Below are 20,123 nucleotides of genomic sequence, written 5' to 3' on the forward strand. Positions count from 1 at the left end.
CCGGCTAAAACAGGTGTTCCAGCGGCCCTGCCGGAAGGCTGAGCTGCAGGCCCTTGGCAAAGATGAACCAGACCACGAAGGCGAAGACGATGCCGATCGGAACGGTCTGCCATAGCGGGCCGCGCCCGAAACCCTTCGCGGTCGCGGCGAACAGCAGCCCGGTGGCGATCGAGAAGCCGACCGTCTTCATGGTGAGCATCTGGATCGTGAGGCCGCCGATGATCCAGAACATCGGCCCGAAGGCCTGCGGCTCGCGCTCCGGAAAGTCGCCTCGCCAGGCCTCGATCGCAGTCAGCACGCCGAGCCCGAACAGGCCACCGGCGATGATGTAGGGAAAGGTCTTCGGCCCCACCGGAGAATAGCCGGCGACGCCCCCGGTCTGCGACGTCGACAAGGCGATGAGGATCGCCACGATGATCAGAACCGCGGCAATGACGAACGCCGCCCGGTCAGGGCGGCGCTCTTCCGGCGATCGACCGGTTTCGCTCATTTCACGAGACCGATGTCTTTCAGGATGGCTGAAGTCGCCTCGGTGTCCTTCTTGAGCTGCGCGGCGAAGTCGTCGCCGGCGAGATAGGTGTTGGCCCAGCCCTTGTCGGCCAGCGTCTTCTGCCAGCTGGCGGAGTTCACCATCTTCTCGACGTCGCCGATGATGGCGGTCTTCTGTTCGTCGCTGATGCCGGGGGCCGCTGCCACCATGCGCCAGTTCTGGATCGAGACGTCGACGCCGCCTTCCTTGAAGGTCGGCGCGTCAATGCCCGCGATCTTCTCGTCCGACGAGATGCCGATGACGCGCAGCGTGCCCGCCTTCACCTGCTCGGCGAACTCGCCATAGCCGGAGATGCCGACGGTGACCTGGTTGCCGAGGATCGCGGCAAGCGCCTCGCCGCCGCCTGAGAAGGCGATGTAGTTGACCTTGGTCGGGTCGACGCCGACCGCCTTGGCGATCAGGCCGGCCGTGATGTGGTCAGTGCCGCCGGCCGAACCGCCGCCCCAGGATACCGAGCCCGGATCGGCCTTCAGCTTCTCGACAAGGCCGGCCATGTCCTTGATGTCCGAGGCGGCCGGAACGACGAGCGCCTCGTACTCGCCGGTGAGGCGCGCGATCGGCGTGACCTGATCGAGCGTGACGGGCGAATTGTTGGTCAGGATCGCGCCGACCATGACATAGCCGCCGACGATAAGCTGCGAGGCGTCGCCGCTTGCCTGGTTGACGAACTGCGCGAGGCCGATGGTGCCGCCGGCGCCCGGAACGTTGGTCACCTGCACGCTGGAAGAGATCTGCTCGTCCTGGAGCGCGGCCTGCATGGAGCGGGCGGTCTGGTCCCAGCCGCCACCCGGTGCTGCCGGCGCCATGATCTTGTAGTCGGCCGCAGCGGCCGGCAGCGCCATCGCAGCCGCGATGATCGACGCCCAGATGTACTGCTTCATTGTCGAACCTCCCTTTGCGGCCTCCCGTTGGGGCGGGTGAAAGCCGGTGCTTGGGCGTCCAGGCAAACAAACGGCGGACGCCGACGTTGATAGGGTTGGAAGGACGGCCGTTCGGACCGAGAACCGCCGCTGGTCGCGACGCACCCGGCAAAACCCGATCGGCTCGAGATCCTCCCAGATCTGCGGGCGCGTCCGCCTCCAACGGACCGCACCTTCGACAACCCTAGCGGGCCAAGCTGACATCTACCTGACACGTTTGGGCGATCATGCCGCACATCTCGCGTCATTTCTACTGGCCCCTCAGGGCTTCATTCCAGCGCTTGATCATGCGCGAGCGCTTGACCTGGTCGAGATAGACCATGAGCCCCGGGCTCACGGGCACCGGCCGCAATTGCGCGCCCATCGCCGCCTGCATGGAACTGGCCGTATTGTCTCCCGAGACTTCCGGGTTGACGGCGGCGATGTGCAACCTGCGGGCCATGATCGCCTGGCCTTCGGCCGACATCATGTAGGCGATGTACTTGCGGCCGAGTTCGGGCTCACGCGCGGCTTTCGGCACCAGGCCGATGCGCGACATGACGATTGTATAGTCCTTGGGCAGCACGATGCCGAGATCAGCATTCCGCGCCGCCCACTCGGCTGCGTAGGACCCAAGGATGTTGTAGCCGAGGACGAAGCGGCCGTCGGCGATCCTCTCCAGGATCGCGGAGCTGGTCGAATACAGTTTTACTCCCGCCGCGCCCATCGAACGCACCACCGACCAGATGTCGGGAAACTGCTCCTGGTCGCGCGACATGAACATGAAGCCGACGCCGGAGCGCTCGATGTCGTAGGTGGCGATGCGGCCATAGGCCTTGTCGCCTTGCTCGCGCAGGTAGTCGACCAGCTGGCCCCGCGTCGCCGGTGGCGGCGCGTCCGGGAAACTCGGTTTGTGGTAGACGAATACGGCCGGCTCGAAGGTCAGCGCATAGGCTGTGTTCCGCCAGTTCGCCCAGCGCGGCCAGCGCGCGCTCAACGGCAGCTCGCTCTCCTGGGCATAGCCGTCATTGGCGAGCTTGACCTGAAGGTCCATCGCCGAGGAAAAGGCGACATCGGCGGTGCCCTCGCCGGCATCAGTTTCCGCCACGATGCGGTCATAGATGTCGGACGTCAGCAGATCCGAGTAACTGACGGCAATGTCGGGATTGGCCGCCTGGAAACCGGCGACCATCGGGCGCGCGATCGGCGTGTCGAGCGCCGAGTAGATCGTCAGCGTGCGCGCGGCTGGATTGCCGTCACGCGCCGGGAACAGCGTCGTCTCGGCTTCGGCGAAGGTGGGCAGAATGGCGAACGCCGCCGCGGCGGCAAGAAGAAGGCAACGCATGCCGGAAGAATGCCCCAGCGGGCCTCTGTTCACAATCGCTGGAGCGCTCGCTAGTGTCGGGCTGGAGGGCGTGATTTGAGAATCCTGATCGTCGAGGACAGTGACACGCTGGCGCGCGGCCTGCTTGCCGTACTAAAGGGCGACGGCTATGCGGTCGATGTGGTCGGCGACGGCGCATCGGCGGTCGCCGTGCTGAGCACTGAACGCTTCGACCTCGTTATACTCGACCTGAACCTGCCTGATATGGACGGCCTCGAGGTGCTCCGCGCGCTGCGTGCGCGGCAGAACGAGGTCAGCGTGCTGATCCTGTCGGCGCGCGGAGAACTCGGCGATCGCGTACAGGGGCTAGATCTCGGCGCGGACGACTACCTGACCAAGCCGTTCGACGTCGACGAGTTGGAGGCCCGCGTGCGCTCGCTGCTGCGCCGCCGCGCCGGCGTGAATCGCACAGTGCTCTCGCTGGGTTCCGTTACGCTCGATCTCAACGCCAGGTCGTTCTCGGCGAACGGCGCGCAGCTCGACATCCCGGCCCGGGAGCGCTCCCTTCTGGAAACGCTCTTCCTGCGCTCCGGCAAGGTCGTCACCAAGCAGGCGATCATGGAGTCGCTGGCCGGCTTCGACGACGACCTCAGCCACAACGCCATCGAGCAGTACGTCAGCCGCCTGCGCAGACGGCTCGCGCCCCACGGCCTGACCGTCCGCACGGCCCGCGGCATCGGCTATTATCTCGAGCAGGCGAAACCCGATTGATGGCCCCCGGGCGATCCTATTCGCTCCGCCGCCGGCTGCTCGCCTGGCTGCTGGCGCCATTGGTGCTGATCGGGCTGATCGCACTGGCCGATTCCTACCGCGAGGCGGCAAGCACCGCTGACTCGGTATCGGACCGGGTGCTCGCAGGCTCCGCCTTAGCGATCGCCGAGCGCGTGGTCGTCGCCGAAGATGGCACGCTCGAAGTCGACATCCCCTATGTTGCCCTCGAAATGCTGACCTCGGCTGCGCAGGACCGGGTCTTCTATCGCGTGGACGGTCCGCCCGGCAACTTCATCACGGGCTACCAGGAGTTGCCGAGCATCGAGGGCCTCGCGCGCGAGACAACCGCCTTCGCCGACGCGACCTTCCGCGGCGAACCGATCCGCGTCGCCGTGCTGGCGCGATCGGCATCGACCGGCATCAATTCGGTCCCCTATGTCGTCACGGTGGCCGAAACCACCATCGCGCGAAGCCAGCTAACCCACACCATCCTGCTGCGCTCGGCGCTGCGACTCGGGGCGCTGATCGCCCTGGCGGCCGTCCTGGTGTGGATCGCAGTCACTGCCTCCCTGCGGCCGCTCTACCGGCTTCGCGACGCCATCGCCGAGCGCAGTCCCAACGACCTGCAGCCAATAGAGCAGATCGTGCCCAACGAGGTGCGCGGCCTCGTCGACACAGTGAACCTGTTCATGGCGCGGCTGGGCAGCACCCTTTCCGCCATGCGCAACTTCACCGGCAACGCCAGCCACCAGTTGCGCACGCCGATGGCGATCATCCGCACGCAGCTGGCGCTCGCACAGCGTGCTCCCACCGTTGAAGACGCCCGCGACGCCGCCAATGCCGGCGACGAGGCGGTCGCGCATGCCGAGCGCGTGCTGGCCCAGCTCCTGCTGCTTGCCAGGATCGATGCGGCGGATTCCGAGAAATTGACGACCTTCGAGCCGCTCGACCTGACCGCGCTCGCCCGCGACCGCACCGCCGAGCACGTGGTCCGCGCTGGTGACGCGCATGTAGATCTCGGCTTCGAGGGCGACGTACCGCACCTGATACGAGGCGACCAGCTGCTGATCGGGGAACTGATCGACAACCTCATTGCCAACGCGATCGCCTACTCGGGTGATGGCGCGGAAGCGACCGTCAGCGTCCATCTGGACGGCGACGTCTTGCTTGCCGTGGAGGACAACGGCCCGGGCCTGTCGGCCGAGGACAGGCAAAGGGTGATGCAGCGCTTCGCACGCGGCAGCGGCAAGCCGGGTGCGGGACTGGGCCTACCGATCGTCGAGGAGATCGCGCGAGTGTTCGGAGGTTCGATCGAACTCGGCGAGGGACGCGATCGTCGCGGACTAAAGGTTGCCGTGCGGTTTCCGGCACTGGCGGCGGGTTGACACGTCCGAGGGCCGGCCTCCTCATGGGCCGCCGCTGACCTCAGAGCCTGCGGAACGTCAGATACGCAGGAGGCCTTCCTTCCCGGATCGCCTTGGCCTCGTAGCGTGTGCTCGGCCAACCGTCGTAGGGCGTGTGCCAGTCGGCGGCGGATGTCGCCAGCCACTCGAAATCCGGATGGGCGCGGCAGTGAAGCAGCGTCCAGTTGACATAGGTGTCGATGTCGGACGCGAAGCGGAGGAGCGCTCCCGGCTTCATCGCCTGGGCGAAGCGATCGAGGTTCACCTTGCTGACAAAGCGCCGCTTCCAGTGCCGCTTCTTCGGCCATGGGTCGGGGTAGAGCAGGTCGATGCCGTCGAGGCAGGTCGCCGGAAGCCAGTCGAGCAGTTGCGTCGCATCATCGTCATAAACGCGCAGGTTGGGCTGCGGCTGCTTGGCCACCGCAAGCATCATCTTCGCCATGCTGTTGACGAAAGGCTCAACGCCAATGAAGCCGGTGTCAGGAAAACGGCGCGCTTCGTGCAGCAGATGCTCGCCGCCGCCAAAACCGATCTCCAGGCGCAGGCGCGAGACGGGCGCGCGAAACAGTTCGCGCAGGTCGCCCGGCGCCGGCGACGAGAGATCGATCCTGTAGACGGGAAGCTGGGTTTCGAGCGCCGTCCCGGGCATGGTCCGAAGGCCCTTGCCCCGGCGACGCCCGAAAAACGCCTCGGTCGCGCGTGAACGCCGGTTCTCTTCGGTCATCGGACTGGCTCGGCGTCAGGCCGCCACCGCTTCCTTGATCGCCTTGACGAGATCGGTCCGCTCCCACGCGAACGACCCGTCGCGGCCCGGCTTTCGGCCAAAATGCCCATACGCCGTGGTCTTGGCGTAGATCGGCTTGTTCAGGTCGAGATGGCGGCGGATTCCCGACGGCGACAGGTCCATGACCTCGCGCAGCACGTCCTCCAGCTTCGACTCCTCGACCTTGCCGGTGCCGTGCAGGTCGACATAGACCGACAGCGGCTGGGCGACGCCGATGGCGTAGGAGAGCTGGATCGTGCAGCGCTCCGCCAGCTTGGCGGCCACCACGTTCTTGGCGAGGTAGCGCGCCGCATAGGCGGCCGAGCGGTCGACCTTGGTCGTGTCCTTGCCGGAGAACGCGCCACCGCCGTGGGGCGCGGCGCCGCCGTAGGTGTCGACGATGATCTTGCGGCCGGTGAGGCCGGCGTCGCCGTCCGGACCGCCGATGACGAACTTGCCGGTCGGGTTGATGTACCAGTTGCAGTCGTCGGCGATCTGGAGGCCGTTCAGCGCCTGCCGGATGAAGGGCTCGACCACGGTGCGGACCTTGCCGGAATCCCACTTGTCGTCGAGGTGCTGGGTGGACAGCACGATCTGCGTGACGGCCGCCGGCTTGCCGTCGACATACTGGACGGTGACCTGGCTCTTGGCGTCTGGGCCGAGCCTGCCGACATCGCCCTTGCCTTCGCGGCGGGCGGCGGACAGCAGTTCCAGCACCTTGTGGCTGTAATAGATCGGCGCCGGCATGAGGTCCGGCGTCTCGCTGCAGGCGTAGCCGAACATGATGCCCTGGTCGCCAGCGCCCTCGGTGTTGGCGTCGGCGGCCTTGTCGACGCCCTGCGCGATGTCGGCCGACTGCGCGTGCAGCAGCACGTCGATCTTGGCGTTCTTCCAGTGGAAGCCGCTCTGCTCGTAGCCGATGTCGCGGATCGCCTTGCGGGCGACGGAGCGGAACTTGGAGGGGTTGATCACCGGATGTCCGCTGGCGTCGAGCAGCGGCTTGCCGTCCTTGCCCTTCTTCAGCAGCGTGTCCGGCACCCTGACCTCGCCAGCGATGATGACGCGGTTGGTCGTCGCAAGCGTCTCGCAGGCCACGCGGACGTCCCAGGGATTCATCCCGGACTTCTTCGCCTCGCGGTAGACCAGATCGACGATTTCGTCCGAGATCCGGTCGCACACCTTGTCGGGATGACCTTCGGACACAGATTCACTGGTGAAAAGGTAGTTCTGGCGTGACACGGGCTATCCCTCTCGAAGCGGGCTGACGCTGTCAAACCCGTTGGTGCGTCGTGTTAGCCATACAGATCGCGGGTCGTCAAGGACCGATATTCCGCAGGGTGCGGCCCCGCGAAAACTTCATTTCCTCGGCATTTGGCGACGCCTGCGGCCGCGATCGCCCAAGGCGGGCAACATGGTCAGGCGTCGTCCTCCTCGGCCAGCGTCTTGACAAGATCGATCAGCCGCTTCCGCGTCTTCGGGTTCGAGATCCTCACGAACGCGCGGTTGAGCATCAAGCCCTCGGCGCTGGTGCAGAACTCCATCGCAGACGCATTCGGTCCCTCCTCCGCACGCAGGGGCGCAGCGATCGAATCCCGGCTCGGCGCATCCTCGAAGAAGAAGGAGACCGGAGTGTTCAGGATTGATGCGATGTCCTGCAGGCGGCTCGCGCCGACGCGATTGGTCCCCTTCTCGTATTTCTGGACCTGCTGGAAGGTAATGCCAAGACTTTCACCCAGCCTTTCCTGACTCATGCCGAGCATGTTGCGGCGCATGCGGATCCGGCCACCGACATGTACATCTATCGGATTCGGCTTCTTGGTATTATCCATCTCACTCCTCGCCGTTGCGCGGCTTGTTGTCGTTGTTCTTTGCCCCCCGGGGGTCCCGCGCTTCTGCTTCAATCACTCACCATGCAAGGCAATGACAATGCGGCGATGCAGCAATATGTTCGCCGGTTTCGAGCTGTCAATTCGAACGGAACCGACTGCGAACACCAAAGCCAACGCAGAATAGCACAAAAAAGCCAAGGACGAACACGCCATTGAGCGACGGATTGACAGGGATCGCCCTGTCTTGCCCGGAGGTCGCGACTGTTGCATCGATCACTGCTCTCGCGTCGATCGCAAGGGCGTCGACCACGCGGCCGCGGGCGTCGATGACGCCGGAGATTCCGTTGTTGGCCGAGCGGAGCACCGGCAGGCCGGATTCGGCAGCACGTATCTGGGCCTGCCTGAAGTGCTGATACGGGCCCGGCGTATCTCCGAACCACGCGTCGTTGGTGACGTTGATAATGACGTCGGCCGCGCCGGTGTCTGCAGCTACGAGCGTCGGGAAGATGATCTCATAGCAGACGAACGGAACGCCGCGCATGCCGCCGGGGAGGGTCATCGCATGCCTCGCCGAGCCCGCGGCAAAGTCGAGCGGAAGCGTAACGACCTTCTGCAGGCCGAGTTCGCCCAGGATGTCCTGGAACGGCAGGTATTCGCCGAACGGCACCAGATGCACCTTGTCGACCGCGTCCACGATGACGCCGGCATCGTTGATCGCGACGACGGAGTTGTAGTAGCGGGCGCTGCCCGACGGCGCCCCGCCCTCTTCGCGAACGATCCCCGCCATCAGCATCTGTCCCGGCTGCAGCAGTTCTCCCATGGCGACCAGCGCATCCGGGCGCTCGGTGAGCAGGAACGGAAGGGAGGTTTCCGGCCAGAGGATGAGCTCCGGTTTCGGCTGTCCCTCGGCCACCGGCAGCGCCGAGAGGTCGAGCAGCGTCTTGAAGATGCGGTCGCGCACCGAGCCTTCCCATTTCTCGCTCTGGTCGATCGAGGGCTGGACGATACGCACGGACAGCTTGTTCTCGCCGGCTGGGGCGGGCCACGACAGCGCCCAGGCGCCGTAGCCGACATGCGCCACCGCCAGCAGGGCGGCGAGCGCGGCCCCTGCCGCGCGATGACTGCGAGCTGCGAGCAGCGCCGGCATCGAGAACACGAAGACGGCCAGCACGTTCATGCCCATGGTCCCGACGACGCCCACCGACTGCATGAGAAGGGGAACCGGCATCGCAATATAGCCGACCGGGTTCCAGGGAAACCCGGTGAACGCCACCGCACGCAGCCATTCCGCCACGCCGAACGCCGCCGCAAGTGCTGCGATGCGACCGACGCCCTCGCCCCAGAACAGGCGCGCCAGAACGGCTGCGAGGCCGAAGAAAACAGCCAGAAGGGCTGGCAGGCCCAACACGGCCAGCGGCAGAGCCCAGGCAAAGGCATCGGCCTCGACCAGGAGAGCGCCTCCGACCCACCAGAGACCGGCGACAAAGTAGCCGAAGCCGAACCACCAGCCGGTCGCGAATGCCGGCCGCAACCGTTTCAGCAAGCCGGCGGGCGAACATGCCGTGGCGCCGTCCAGCAGCCAGACGAGAACGGGAAAGGAGACGAAACCGACGGCAAAGAAGTCGTAGGGCGCCTGCCCCAACGCAGCCAGCGCGCCAGCAAGGAATGCGGTCAGCACACGCCGCCAACCCCACAGCAAAACGATCCTGCCGGCAAAGCCTTCCATATGGTTCCGGGATAGTCGAATCAAAGAAGCCTAGATTTAGCAGCAAGGGCTGCTGGCTCCAAACAACGCCCGCCTTACCGGAACAGCCGCCGCTCCGTGCAGCTGCGCGCACGCCACCAGTGCTTGCAGCCTATTCCGCAGGTTCCGCAGCGGTCGCCTCGGCCGGCGCAACGATGCGCAGCGGAAACAGCCGCCTGAGCGCGACATAGAAGACCGGCGTCAGGAAGAGGCCGAAGAAGGTGACGCCGAGCATGCCGGAGAACACCGCCGTGCCGAGCGACTGGCGCATTTCCGCCCCCGGTCCGGTCGCGATCATCAGCGGCACGACACCGAGGATGAAGGCGAAGGCCGTCATCAGGATCGGCCGCAGCCGAAGGCGCGCGGCCTCGACCGCGGCATCCACCGGCGACGCGCCCCGCTCCTGCCCCTGCCGCGCGAACTCGACGATGAGGATGGCGTTCTTGGCCGCGAGTCCGACAAGGACGATCAGGCCGATCTGCACGAGCACGTTGTTGTCCAGTCCGCGCCAGGCAACGCCCAGGAGGGCGGCGAGCACGCTCAGCGGCACGATCAGCACGATGGCGAAGGGCATGATCCAGCTCTCGTACTGCGCGGCCAGCGCGAGAAAAACGAAGAGGACCGAGAGGCCGAAGATGAAGATCGCCGTGTTGCCCGTCTGCCGCTCCTGCAGGGCAAGCTCGGTCCATTCGAACGCCGTCCCCTGCGGCAGCGTCTCTGTGGCGATCCCCTCCATGAGGTTGAGCGCCGTGCCGGTGGAGACGCCGGACGCCGCGGAGCCTTGCAACGGCACCGAGACGTACATGTTGTAGCGCTGCACCAGCGACGGACCGGTCACGTCTCGGATCTCGACCAGCGTGCCCAGCGGCACCAGCGCGCCGGAGGCCGATCGCACCTTGAGCCTGAGGATGTCGTCGCGTTCGAGCCGGAAGGTCTGATCGGCCTGTGCGCGCACCTGGTAGACGCGGCCGAAGGCGTTGAAGTCGTTGACGTAGGCCGTGCCGAGATTGATCGACAGCGTCTCGAAGATGTTGGGGATCGGCACGTTGAGCATGCGCGCCTTGTCGCGGTCGATCTCCAGGAAGAACTGCGGACTGGAAGCGGAGAAGGTGGTGAAGATGCCGACGAGCCCGGGAGTCTGGTTCGCCTTGGCCGCGATCTCCTGGGTGAGCGCGAGGATCGGGCGCATGTCGGAGCTGTTGCGCTCCTGGATCATCATCTTGAAGCCGCCGGAATTGCCGATGCCGCTCACCGGCGGGGGCGGCAGCGCGATGATGAACGCCTCCTCGATGCTCTGCAGGGTGGCAAACAGAGCGCCGACGATCTTGTCGGAGCTGTTGCCCTCCTCCAGCCGTTTGTCGAAGCTCTCGAAGGGCGCGAAGATCACGCCGGCATTGCTGGCGTTGGTGAAGGTCGCGCCGGAAAAGCCCGCGAAGGCGACGGCGTTCGCGACGCCGGGCGTCTTGTTGACGATCTCGGACGCCCTGCGGATCACCGCGTCCGTCCTGCCCAGCGAAGCGCCCTCCGGCAGTTGCACGACCACGATCGCGTAGCCCTGGTCCATAGACGGTATGAAGCCGCGCGGCACGACCTGGAGCATGTTATAGGTGGCGTAGATCAGGGCGGCGAAGATGGCGAGCATGGCAAGCAGCACCGCCGTCGAGCCCACCAGGACGTGGACGAGCCTGGCGTAGCCATGCGCCAGCGCGTCGAAGCCGCGGTTGAACCCGTCGGCCAGCCTCTGGCCGAACCGTACGAGGGCGAAGCGCGGCTCGTGGCCCGCCTGATGCGGCTTGAAAATCACGCCGGCCAGCGCGGGGGACAGCGTCAGCGAATTGAACGCAGAGATCGCCGTCGACACGGCGATGGTGATGGCGAACTGAAGGTAGAACTGGCCGGAGATGCCGGGGATGAAGGCGGTCGGCACGAACACCGAGATCAGCACCAGCGAGATAGCCAGAACCGCGGTACCCACCTCGTCCATCGTGCGGTGCGCCGCCTCGCGCGGCGACAGCCCGAGCGAGATGTTGCGCTCGATGTTCTCCACAACCACGATCGCATCGTCCACGACGATGCCGACCGCGAGCACCAGGCCGAACAGCGTCAGCATGTTGAGCGAGAAGCCGAAGGCGTAGAGCACCGCCATTGCGCCGATCAGCGACACGGGAATCGCGACGATCGGCACCAGCGACATGCGCCAGGACTGGAGGAACACAATGATCACGACGACCACCAGGAGCACCGCCTCCAGGATCGTCTTGTAGACCTCGTTGATCGATGCCGAGATGAACTCGGTCGGGTTATAGACGATCTCGTAGGTCAGCCCCTTGGGAAAGTCGGCCGACAGACGCCGCATCGTGTTCATGATGTCTTCGGCAGCGCCCAGCGCATTCGTTCCCGGCCGCTGGAATATGCCCAGGGCTACCGCCTGCTTGCCGTTCAGGTACGAATTGGTGATGTAGTCGCGTGCGCCGAGTTCGATGCGGGCGACGTCCTGGAGCGAGATCAGCCGGCCGTCCTCGGTCGACTTGACGATGACATAACGGAAATCGCGGGCGTCCTCGAAGCGGCCCTGCGTGGTGACGGTGTACTGGAAGGCGGACTCCCCCGTTACCGGCGGCGCGCCGATGGAGCCGCCCGAAACCTGCACATTCTGGTCGCGCAGCGACTGCACCACGTCGCCGGCGGTCATGCCGAGAGAGGCGAGCTTGTCGGGGTCCAGCCAGATGCGCAGCGAATACTCGCGCTCGCCGAAGATGCTGACATCGCCGACGCCGTCGAGCCTGAGCAGCACGTCGCGTATGCGCGAGCGGGCGTAGTTGGACACGTAGAGCTGGTCGTAGGTGTCGTCCGGCGACAGCATGTGCACGACCATCATCAGGTCGGGCGAACTCTTGGCCGTGGTCACGCCAAGGCGCCGCACCTCCTCCGGCAGGCGCGGCTCGGCGATCGAAACCCGGTTCTGCACCAGCACCTGCGCGGCATCCAGGTCGGTGCCGAGCTTGAAGGTGATCGTCAGCGACATCGAACCGTCGCCCGAGGAGTAGGACGACATGTAGAGCATGTGCTCGACGCCGTTGATCTCCTGTTCCAGCGGCGTCGCCACGGTCGCGGCGATGGTCTCGGCGTCGGCGCCGGGATAGGAGGCGCGCACCACGATGGTCGGCGGCGCGATCTCGGGATACTGCGCGACCGGAAGCTGCGTGTAGGCGATGCCGCCGACGACCAGCAGCAGGATCGAAAGGACGGCCGCGAAGATGGGGCGGTCGACGAAGAAGTGGGCGAAGCTCATGGCGGCTATTCCTCCGCCACCACGGTCGGCGGAAGGGTGACCAGCTCGGGCTTGACGGTGACGCCGGGGCGCACCCGCATCAGCCCGTTGATCACGACCGTCTCGTCGCCTGTCAGTCCCTCGCGGATGACCCTGTAGCCGTCAATGCGCGGGCCGGTGCGGACTTCCTTGGTCGAAACCATGCCGGCATCGTCGACCACGAAGACGATGCGGCGGTTCTGGTCGGCCCCGATGGCCTCGTCCGGCAGCAGCACGCCCCGATGCGGCAGCGAGCCCGGCACATTGATACGGCCGAACATACCGGGTTGCAGGACGCCGTCCTTGTTGTCGAACCGGGCGCGCACCCGCATCGTTCCGGTGGCGTTGTCGAGGCGGTTCTCGGCGAAGTCCAGCTTGCCCGCGAACGGCGCTTCGTTGCGGTCGGCGACGTGGACGACGACATCCAGCCCGCCACCGCCCTCCTGCATCACGGCCCCGCGCGTGCGGGCATCCCGGGCGTAGGCGAAGTAGGAGCGCTCGTCGATGTCGAAGTAGAAATCGATCGGATCCACCGCCACGATCGTGGTGAGCAGGGTGGAGTTCGCCTCGACGAGATTGCCGGGCGACACCAGACGCCGGCCGATGCGGCCGCTGACCGGCGCCTTGATCTCGGTGAACTCGAGGCTGAGGCTTGCGTTGCGCAGCGACGCCTCGGCGCCCTGATGCTGGGCCTGGGTGGCCAGAAACTCGCGGCGGCGGTCGTCGAGCGTCGAAATCGAGAGATTGCCCGACTTGGCGAGCGTCTCGGCGCGGTCGAGCTGCGACTTGGCGAATTCCAGGGCGCTCGTGGTCACGTCCACCTGCGATTTCGCCGCGTCGTAGGCCGCCTGGAACGGTCGCCGATCGATGGTGAAGAGAAGCTCGCCTTCGGCGACCATGGCCCCATCGCGGAAATGGACCTGGTCGAGATAGCCCGCGACCCGCGAGCGAACCGAAACGTCGTCAACGGCCTCGAAACGGCCGACATACTCGTCGTCCTCGACAATGTCGCGAACCACGGGCTTGGCGACGGTCACGGTGGGGGGCCCGCCCTGCTGGGCGAAGGCGGTCGGAACTGCACAGGCAAGACCGATGGCGACTAGGATCGCTCCGACGGCGTGCGAGATGACGCTCAAGGGGCGCGACATAGCGGCGCCTGGACGGCTTGCGAGGGGCACTGTCGGCACGGTCACCACACCTCCCACGACGCCCCTCGCCCGGGCGAACAACGCAAATAGGAAATCGGACTTCTGCCTTGAAGAGGCGATCATGCCTTCCGCGGTCGCGAAAATCCACTATCCTGCAACGATCCTGACACGCATGGCGCATCGTTCATTGCGGATCGTTCATTGCAGAAAGGGATCCGCCTGCTGCGGGCGGCAGGTCTCGCCAGATCGCTTCGGCCAGATGCGGGCCGACGGGCATGACGCATAGCGCGCACAATCGCCGTTCGACCTTTGGCCGCCGAAAGGGTAGATTGAGGCCGGTCCAGGTGCGCGCAATGCAGGATCCGCCGGTCACTCGCCGTCTTGCCGCCATTCTCGCCGCGGATGTGGCTGGATACAGCCGGTTGGTGGCGGCCGACGAGGAAGCCACGCTTCGTACGCTCGGCGCCTATCGCACAACAATCGCCGATCTGGCCGCCGAGCATGGCGGCCGCATCTTCGGGACCGCCGGCGACAGCGTCATGATCGAGTTCGCGAGCGCCGTCCAGGCGGCGCGCTCCGCCGTCGCCATTCAGCGGGCGCTGAAGCGCTACAACGACGACCTGCCGTCGGAGCGCCGGCTGGAATTCCGCATCGGGATCAATCTCGGCGACGTGGTCGCGGAGCGCGGCGACCTGCTCGGCGACGGCGTGAACGTCGCGGCGCGCGTTCAGGAGATCGCTCCCCCGGCGGGCATCTGCCTGACCGGCGCCATGGCCGAGCAGGCAAGCACGACTTCCGCATCGTGGCGATCGGCGAGCGGCTGCTGAAGAACATACCCCGGCCGCTGCTCATCCACCGGGTCGAATGGGAGACCGCCAGCCCCGTGGCTGCGGGCGTGTTCACCGAGGCGCCCTCGCTGCCGGACAAGCCGTCGATCGCCGTCCTGCCTTTCATGAACCTGAGCGGCGACCGCGAGCAGGAGTATTTTGCCGACGGCATCACCGAAGACATCATCACGGCCCTGTCGCACTACCGGTGGTTCTTCGTCGTCGCCCGCAACTCGACATTCGCCTACAAGGGCCGCGCGCTGGACGTGAAGCAGATCGCCCGCGAGCTGGGCGTGCGTTACGTGCTGGAGGGAAGCGTCCGGAAAGCCTCGAACCGGGTTCGCGCCACCGCCCAGCTGATCGACGCCGGCACCGGAAATCACCTGCTCGCCGAGCAGTTCGACCGCGACTTCTCCGATGTTTTCGCCCTTCAGGACGAAATCACGCAGAGCGTGGTCGCAGCAATCGAGCCGGAGATGCTGCTGACGGAAGGGCGTCGGGCGACCCGCAAGAACCCGGCGAACCTCGATGCGTTCGACCATTGCATGCGCGGCATGTGGCTTTTCCAGCAGTTCACGCGCGACGAGAACCGCGAAGCCGAAAGATGGCTGCGCAGGGCGCTCGACCTCGATCCCGACCTCGCGCTCGCACACACCTACCTTGCCCGCGCCCTGAACACGCGCATCTGGTGGGGCTGGAGCGAGGACATAGACCGAGAGCTCGCCGACGAATGGCGGGCCGCCAAGACCGCCGTGATGCTTGACGAGCGGGATCCGTATTCCCACTACGCATCATTCCTTGCCAGCCTGCTGATGTTGCGCCACGAGGAAGCCATCGCCGCCGCGCAGCGTGCGATCGATCTCACCCCGAACTTCGCGCTGGGCTACTTCGCGCTGGGCTGGGCGCGCATCTACCTCGGACGCTCGGACGAAGCTCTCGATCCCATGCTGCGCAGCCTGCGCCTCAATCCCCACGACCGGCAGTCGGAGACGTTTTTGGGCCAGGCCGCCATCGCGCAATACCATCTGGGCAACTTCGAGGAGTCAGCGGATTATTGCCGCCGCGCCCTGCGCGTGCGCCGCCATCGCTTTGTCCTGCGCACGCTGCTTGCCGCCCTCGGCCAGCTCGGCCGGTCCGGGGAGTGCGGGACTGTCATCGCCGAGCTGAACGAAACGAAGCCCCCGCTCGAGCAGCGGCATTGGGAAATCACCCTGCCCTACGCCGACGCGGCAAGCCGCGCATTCTTCGACGAGGGCCTGCGCAAGGCCGGTCTTTGCCGCCAGTGACCGCCACAAGGCGGCATTCCGGCCGCCAGGCTGACGAGCGTTGAACACAGCCTTCGTCCTGGTCGGCCAGCGCGATGCCGGAACGCGCGTCCGCACTGGCGAACGTCACTTCCGGCTCGAACTCCCGGATCTCGACGCGGTTCCGCGCCTTACTCGACGTGCTCGGCAGTGGCTGGCCGGCGGCGGCGCTCGCCACGCAAATCCTGCACGATGCGCACGCGCTTGACGCGGCGCGGGTCTGCGTCGAGCACGTGGAACTCGAAGCCGGGGATCGCCTGCACCACCTCGCCTCGCGCCGGCACGCGGCCGAGCGCATTGAAGATCATGCCGCCGATGGTGTCGACGGACTCCCCGTGCTCGCCGGCGGCAAACGCTCCGCCGATCTTGGCGGCGACGTCGTCGATCTCGGCCTTGGCGTCGACCACGAACACGCCCTCGCCGGTCTGGGTGATCAGCGGAACTTCCTCGTCGTGCTCGTCCTCGATGTCGCCGACGACCATTTCGACCAGGTCCTCGAGCGACACCAGCCCGTCCGTTCCGCCGTACTCGTCGATGACCAGGGCCATCTGCACGCGCTGCGCCTGCATCCGGCTCATCAGGTCCGACGCCAGCATGGACGGGGGCACGAATAGCACGGGGCGGATGAGGTTGAGCTCGCCGATCGACTTGGTGAGATCGACATTGCCCAGATTGAATGCCGCGCCTCCATTGGCAGCCGTCTCGGGCGCATTGGCGGCTGCAGCCTTCCTCGATTGCCGGGGCTTCTTGCCACGCGCCTGACGCGTGATGTGGCCGAGGATGTCGCGGATGTGCACCATGCCGCGGGGATCGTCGAGCGTCTCGGCGTATACGGGCATGCGCGAATGGCCGGAGCGCTCGAAAAGGCCGATCAGTTCGCCGAGCGTGGTCGACAGTTCGACAGCCTCGATGTCGGCGCGCGGGATCATCGTGTCCTCGACGCGTACTTCGCGCAATCTGAGGATGTTCTTGAGCATCGCCCTCTCGCCAGGCGAGAACGTCTCGCCGTCGGCATCCGCCTCGGCAAGCGCGTCGGCCAGATCCTCGCGAAGAGTGGAGCCGTTGCGAGAGCGGAAAAGCCCGGCAAAACGCTCGAACAGGGATTGGCGTTCTGGGGGCTGATCCGCGCTTCTACTCGGTCCGTCTCCGGATTTTGAGGAAGGCGCATCGCCGCCGGCTGAGGCGGGCGGGGACTGGCTGGGTTCGTTCATCTCGGTTCGGCCAAATGCCATTTCCTGTTACGCGTAGGGATCGCGAATGGCAAGCCTCGCAAGCACGCGGCGTTCCAGCGCTTCCATCTCCTCTGCATCCTCGTCCGTTTCGTGGTCATAGCCCAGCAAATGGAGCAGGCCATGGACGAGAAGGTGACTTAGATGGTGGTCGAACGGCTTGTCTTCCAGTGTCGCCTCGCGTTCGACCGTCTCGAAAGCGAGGATGACGTCCCCCAGCATCGGCGGGAGTTGCTTGCTCCCCTTGCGCACCGGCGACGCCGGGAAGGACAGCACGTTGGTCGGCTTGTCCTTGCCGCGCCATTCGGCGTTGAGGGTTCGGATGCTGGCGTCATCCGTGAACATTAGGCTGAGTTCGCTTTCGCCGGCGATGCCGAGTTCCTCCAGCACGGCGCCGGTCGCGGCTTCGGCCAGTTCGCCAAGCACCGTTTCCGCCGGCCAGCCGCCCGCCTCGACGAGAATGTCGATTTCCGGTCCTGCCGCCGGCATTGAGCCGGCCGCGCCGATGTCGTTGGATCTTGCGGAAGCCATGTCCGTCGTCGTCAGTGCTCCACCGCACCGCCGCGGGCGAGCTTTGCCTCGCGGTCATAGGCGGAGACGATCTCCGCCACCAGCGGATGGCGAACGACGTCCTTCTCGTTGAAGCGGACGGTGACGATGCCCGAGACGTCGGTCAGGATGCGAAGCGCTTCCACCAGGCCAGACTTGGTGTTGGGCGGCAGGTCGATCTGCGACGGATCGCCGGTGACGATCATGCGCGAGTTCTCGCCCAGACGCGTCAGGAACATCTTCATCTGCATCGGCGTCGTGTTCTGCGCCTCGTCGAGGATCACCGCCGCATGGGCGAGGGTGCGGCCGCGCATGAAGGCGAGCGGGGCGATCTCGATCACTTCCGCCGCAATGGCGCGCTCGACCTTGTCGGGAGGCATCATGTCGTAGAGTGCGTCGTAGAGCGGACGCAGGTAAGGATCGACCTTCTCCTTCATGTCGCCCGGCAGGAAGCCGAGCCGCTCGCCTGCCTCCACCGCCGGTCGCGACAGCACGATGCGCTCAACCATGCCGCGTTCGAGCAGCATGGCCGCGTGCGCCACGGCCAGATAGGTCTTGCCGGTGCCCGCCGGACCGATGCCGAAGACCATCTCCGAGCGCTCCAGCGCCCGCATGTAGGCGTCCTGGTTGGCCGAGCGGGCATAGATGGTGCGCTTGCGGGTGGCGATCTGGGCGGCAGCCATCTTGCCTTTCCGTTCCAGGGTGGGGAGCGTGAGCTGGTCGTCGGCCGACAACGACATCCTGATTGCGCCGTCGACGTCCGATTGCGCAATGTCGGCGCCCTTCTGAAGGATGCCGTAGAGGTGATCGAGCGCGCGCCGCGCCTGTTCGGCCGCCGTCGCGTTGCCGCGGATGTTCAGCTGGTTGCCACGCGGCCGGATGTCAACGCCGAGCTTCTGCTCCAGGCGCGCCAGGTTCTCGTCGAACTGGCCATAGAGCGCGCTCGCCAGCTTGTTGTTATCGAAGGTCAGAACGATGTGCGCCATGTCAGAAGCCCCGGAAGGCGTGTTCTTCAGTTCTGCAGTGGCGCTCAAACGTGTCTCCTTCCCGCCGGCTTCGATCACATGCGCTCGGCGTGGAGGCTGTTCACGCCGGCCTTCATGATTCGCACCTGGATAATGTCACCGATTTCGCCTGCCGTTTCATCAACAATCACCGGCTGGAGCCAAGGCGAACGACCGACCTTCTGGCCGGGCTGCCGGCCCGGCTTCTCGATCAGCAGTTCGATCTCCTTGCCGATCATCTGAACCGTGAACTCGCGCTGATGTTCCGCAAGCAGCGCCTGCAGCCGTTGCAGTCGCTCGTCCTTCACCTTCTCGTCCACCTGGCCGCCCATGTCCGCCCCGGGCGTGCCCGGTCGCTGCGAATACTTGAACGAGAACGCCTGCGCGTAGCGCACCTGGCGGACGATCTCGAGCGTCGCCTCGAAATCCGCATCGGTCTCGCCGGGGAAGCCGACGATGAAATCGCCCGACATGGCAATGTCGGCGCGCACCGCGCGGATGCGGTCGATCAGCTTCAGGTAGTCGGCCGCCGTATGCCTGCGGTTCATCGCCTTCAGGATGCGGTCGGAGCCGGACTGCACGGGCAGGTGCAGGTAGGGCATCAGCATCGGCAGGTCACGGTGCGCCTCGATCAGCGCATCGTCCATGTCGCGCGGATGGCTGGTCGTGTAGCGCAGGCGCGCGATGCCGGGCACCTCGGCCAGCCGGAACAGGAGGCGGCCAAGACCCCATTCCTTGCCGTCCGGTCCCTCGCCGTGCCAGGCGTTGACGTTCTGGCCGAGCAGGGTCACCTCGCGCACGCCGGCATCCGCCAGCTTCTCGGCCTCGGCGATGATCTGGGCGACCGGACGCGATACCTCGGAGCCGCGCGTGTAGGGCACGACGCAGAAGGTACAGAACTTGTCGCAGCCTTCCTGGACCGTCAGGAACGCAGTCACACCGCGCTTGATCACCTCGGCCTTTCTCGGCTGGGGCAAATGCTCGAACTTGTCCTCGATGGCGTAGTCGGTCTCGACCACCTTCTCGCCGCTCCGCACCCTGCGCACCGCATCCGGCAGCCTGTGATAGGTCTGCGGGCCGATCACCAGATCGACCACCGGCGAGCGGCGGATGATCTCCTGCCCCTCCGCCTGCGCCACGCATCCGGCGACGCCGATCACCGTCTCCAGACCCGCTTGCGCGCGCTCGGACTTCAGCTTGCGGATGCGGCCGAGCTCCGAATAGACCTTCTCGGCCGCCTTCTCGCGGATGTGACAGGTGTTGAGGAGAACGAGGTCGGCCTCCTCGATCGCGTCGGTCGGCACATAGCCGTCAGCCGCCAGCGCATCGCCCATGCGCTGCGAGTCATAGACGTTCATCTGGCAGCCATAGGTCTTCAAAAAGACCTTCTTGGCGGGTTCCGGTGCGGCAGTGGGCAGGGCTTCGTCCTGGCCCCCGACGGGCTTGATCGTGGTGCTCAACTCCATTGC

The 20,123-nt window shown here is 65.9% G+C and carries 17 protein-coding genes; 4 read left to right on the top strand and 13 right to left on the bottom strand.

Going from position 1 to position 20,123, the window contains the following annotated elements; genetic code table 11:
• Positions 1 to 4: 4 nt before the first annotated feature.
• From PD284_RS00155 to PD284_RS00165, 3 genes are all read right to left on the bottom strand, one after another.
• A complete protein-coding gene (locus PD284_RS00155; RefSeq protein WP_274626220.1) occupies positions 5 to 490 on the bottom strand; it encodes a tripartite tricarboxylate transporter TctB family protein in 486 nt (161 codons plus the stop codon).
• A complete protein-coding gene (locus tag PD284_RS00160) occupies positions 487 to 1,431 on the bottom strand; it encodes a Bug family tripartite tricarboxylate transporter substrate binding protein (RefSeq protein ID WP_274626221.1) in 945 nt (314 codons plus the stop codon). The genes PD284_RS00155 and PD284_RS00160 overlap by 4 nt, the downstream gene beginning before the upstream one ends.
• A gap of 289 nt (positions 1,432 to 1,720) precedes the next feature.
• Positions 1,721 to 2,794 carry an ABC transporter substrate-binding protein gene (locus PD284_RS00165; RefSeq protein ID WP_274626222.1) on the bottom strand — a complete coding sequence of 358 codons (1,074 nt, stop codon included), beginning with the start codon at positions 2,792 to 2,794 and terminating at the stop codon, positions 1,721 to 1,723.
• 75 nt (positions 2,795 to 2,869) lie between these two features.
• Between PD284_RS00165 and PD284_RS00170 the strand changes: the two genes are divergently transcribed.
• A complete protein-coding gene (locus tag PD284_RS00170; protein ID WP_274626223.1) occupies positions 2,870 to 3,544 on the top strand; it encodes a response regulator transcription factor in 675 nt (224 codons plus the stop codon).
• Positions 3,544 to 4,929 (top strand): sensor histidine kinase, encoded by a 1,386-nt coding sequence (locus tag PD284_RS00175; protein ID WP_274626224.1) that lies wholly within the window; start codon positions 3,544 to 3,546, stop codon positions 4,927 to 4,929. The genes PD284_RS00170 and PD284_RS00175 overlap by 1 nt, the downstream gene beginning before the upstream one ends.
• Positions 4,930 to 4,969: 40 nt before the next feature.
• Here PD284_RS00175 and trmB read toward each other — a convergent pair whose 3' ends face one another.
• The 6 genes from trmB to PD284_RS00205 all read right to left on the bottom strand — a co-directional run bounded on the left by trmB (position 4,970) and on the right by PD284_RS00205 (position 13,741).
• Positions 4,970 to 5,671, bottom strand: a complete 702-nt coding sequence (gene trmB, locus PD284_RS00180; protein ID WP_274626225.1) for a tRNA (guanine(46)-N(7))-methyltransferase TrmB — start codon at positions 5,669 to 5,671, stop codon at positions 4,970 to 4,972.
• A gap of 15 nt (positions 5,672 to 5,686) precedes the next feature.
• Positions 5,687 to 6,949 (bottom strand): methionine adenosyltransferase, encoded by a 1,263-nt coding sequence (gene metK / locus PD284_RS00185; RefSeq protein WP_274626226.1) that lies wholly within the window; start codon positions 6,947 to 6,949, stop codon positions 5,687 to 5,689.
• Positions 6,950 to 7,125: 176 nt separating this feature from the next.
• On the bottom strand, positions 7,126 to 7,539 hold the full coding sequence (locus PD284_RS00190; protein ID WP_274630492.1) for a helix-turn-helix domain-containing protein: 414 nt from the start codon (positions 7,537 to 7,539) through the stop codon (positions 7,126 to 7,128).
• Between the two features lie 136 nt (positions 7,540 to 7,675).
• Complete coding sequence (gene lnt, locus PD284_RS00195; RefSeq protein ID WP_274626227.1) at positions 7,676 to 9,265, bottom strand: apolipoprotein N-acyltransferase; 1,590 nt, start codon at positions 9,263 to 9,265, stop codon at positions 7,676 to 7,678.
• Between the two features lie 130 nt (positions 9,266 to 9,395).
• On the bottom strand, positions 9,396 to 12,575 hold the full coding sequence (locus PD284_RS00200) for an efflux RND transporter permease subunit (protein ID WP_274626228.1): 3,180 nt from the start codon (positions 12,573 to 12,575) through the stop codon (positions 9,396 to 9,398).
• A 5-nt stretch (positions 12,576 to 12,580) separates the two neighbouring features.
• Positions 12,581 to 13,741 carry an efflux RND transporter periplasmic adaptor subunit gene (locus PD284_RS00205; RefSeq protein WP_274626229.1) on the bottom strand — a complete coding sequence of 387 codons (1,161 nt, stop codon included), beginning with the start codon at positions 13,739 to 13,741 and terminating at the stop codon, positions 12,581 to 12,583.
• Between the two features lie 353 nt (positions 13,742 to 14,094).
• Here PD284_RS00205 and PD284_RS00210 point away from each other — a divergent pair, with 353 nt between their 5' ends.
• Together PD284_RS00210 and PD284_RS00215 are read left to right on the top strand one after the other, a co-directional pair.
• The gene (locus PD284_RS00210) at positions 14,095 to 14,568 is read left to right on the top strand and encodes an adenylate/guanylate cyclase domain-containing protein (RefSeq protein ID WP_274626230.1); all 474 of its coding nucleotides are present in this window, start codon (positions 14,095 to 14,097) and stop codon (positions 14,566 to 14,568) included.
• On the top strand, positions 14,544 to 15,854 hold the full coding sequence (locus tag PD284_RS00215; RefSeq protein ID WP_274626231.1) for a tetratricopeptide repeat protein: 1,311 nt from the start codon (positions 14,544 to 14,546) through the stop codon (positions 15,852 to 15,854). The genes PD284_RS00210 and PD284_RS00215 overlap by 25 nt, the downstream gene beginning before the upstream one ends.
• Positions 15,855 to 16,003: 149 nt before the next feature.
• On the opposite strand, the gene PD284_RS00220 is transcribed toward PD284_RS00215, so the two are convergent.
• The 4 genes from PD284_RS00220 to miaB form a co-directional block, all read right to left on the bottom strand.
• The gene (locus tag PD284_RS00220) at positions 16,004 to 17,083 is read right to left on the bottom strand and encodes a hemolysin family protein (protein ID WP_274626232.1); all 1,080 of its coding nucleotides are present in this window, start codon (positions 17,081 to 17,083) and stop codon (positions 16,004 to 16,006) included.
• A 27-nt stretch (positions 17,084 to 17,110) separates the two neighbouring features.
• Positions 17,111 to 17,590: an rRNA maturation RNase YbeY gene (gene ybeY / locus PD284_RS00225; protein ID WP_274630493.1), complete on the bottom strand. Its 480-nt coding sequence runs from the start codon at positions 17,588 to 17,590 to the stop codon at positions 17,111 to 17,113.
• Positions 17,591 to 17,643: 53 nt separating this feature from the next.
• Positions 17,644 to 18,636 carry a PhoH family protein gene (locus PD284_RS00230; RefSeq protein WP_274630494.1) on the bottom strand — a complete coding sequence of 331 codons (993 nt, stop codon included), beginning with the start codon at positions 18,634 to 18,636 and terminating at the stop codon, positions 17,644 to 17,646.
• Positions 18,637 to 18,710: 74 nt separating this feature from the next.
• Positions 18,711 to 20,120, bottom strand: a complete 1,410-nt coding sequence (gene miaB, locus PD284_RS00235; RefSeq protein WP_411956165.1) for a tRNA (N6-isopentenyl adenosine(37)-C2)-methylthiotransferase MiaB — start codon at positions 20,118 to 20,120, stop codon at positions 18,711 to 18,713.
• Positions 20,121 to 20,123: the final 3 nt, after the last annotated feature.

It is taken from the genome of Mesorhizobium shangrilense (assembly GCF_028826155.1).
Taxonomy (GTDB): domain Bacteria; phylum Pseudomonadota; class Alphaproteobacteria; order Rhizobiales; family Rhizobiaceae; genus Arvimicrobium; species Arvimicrobium flavum.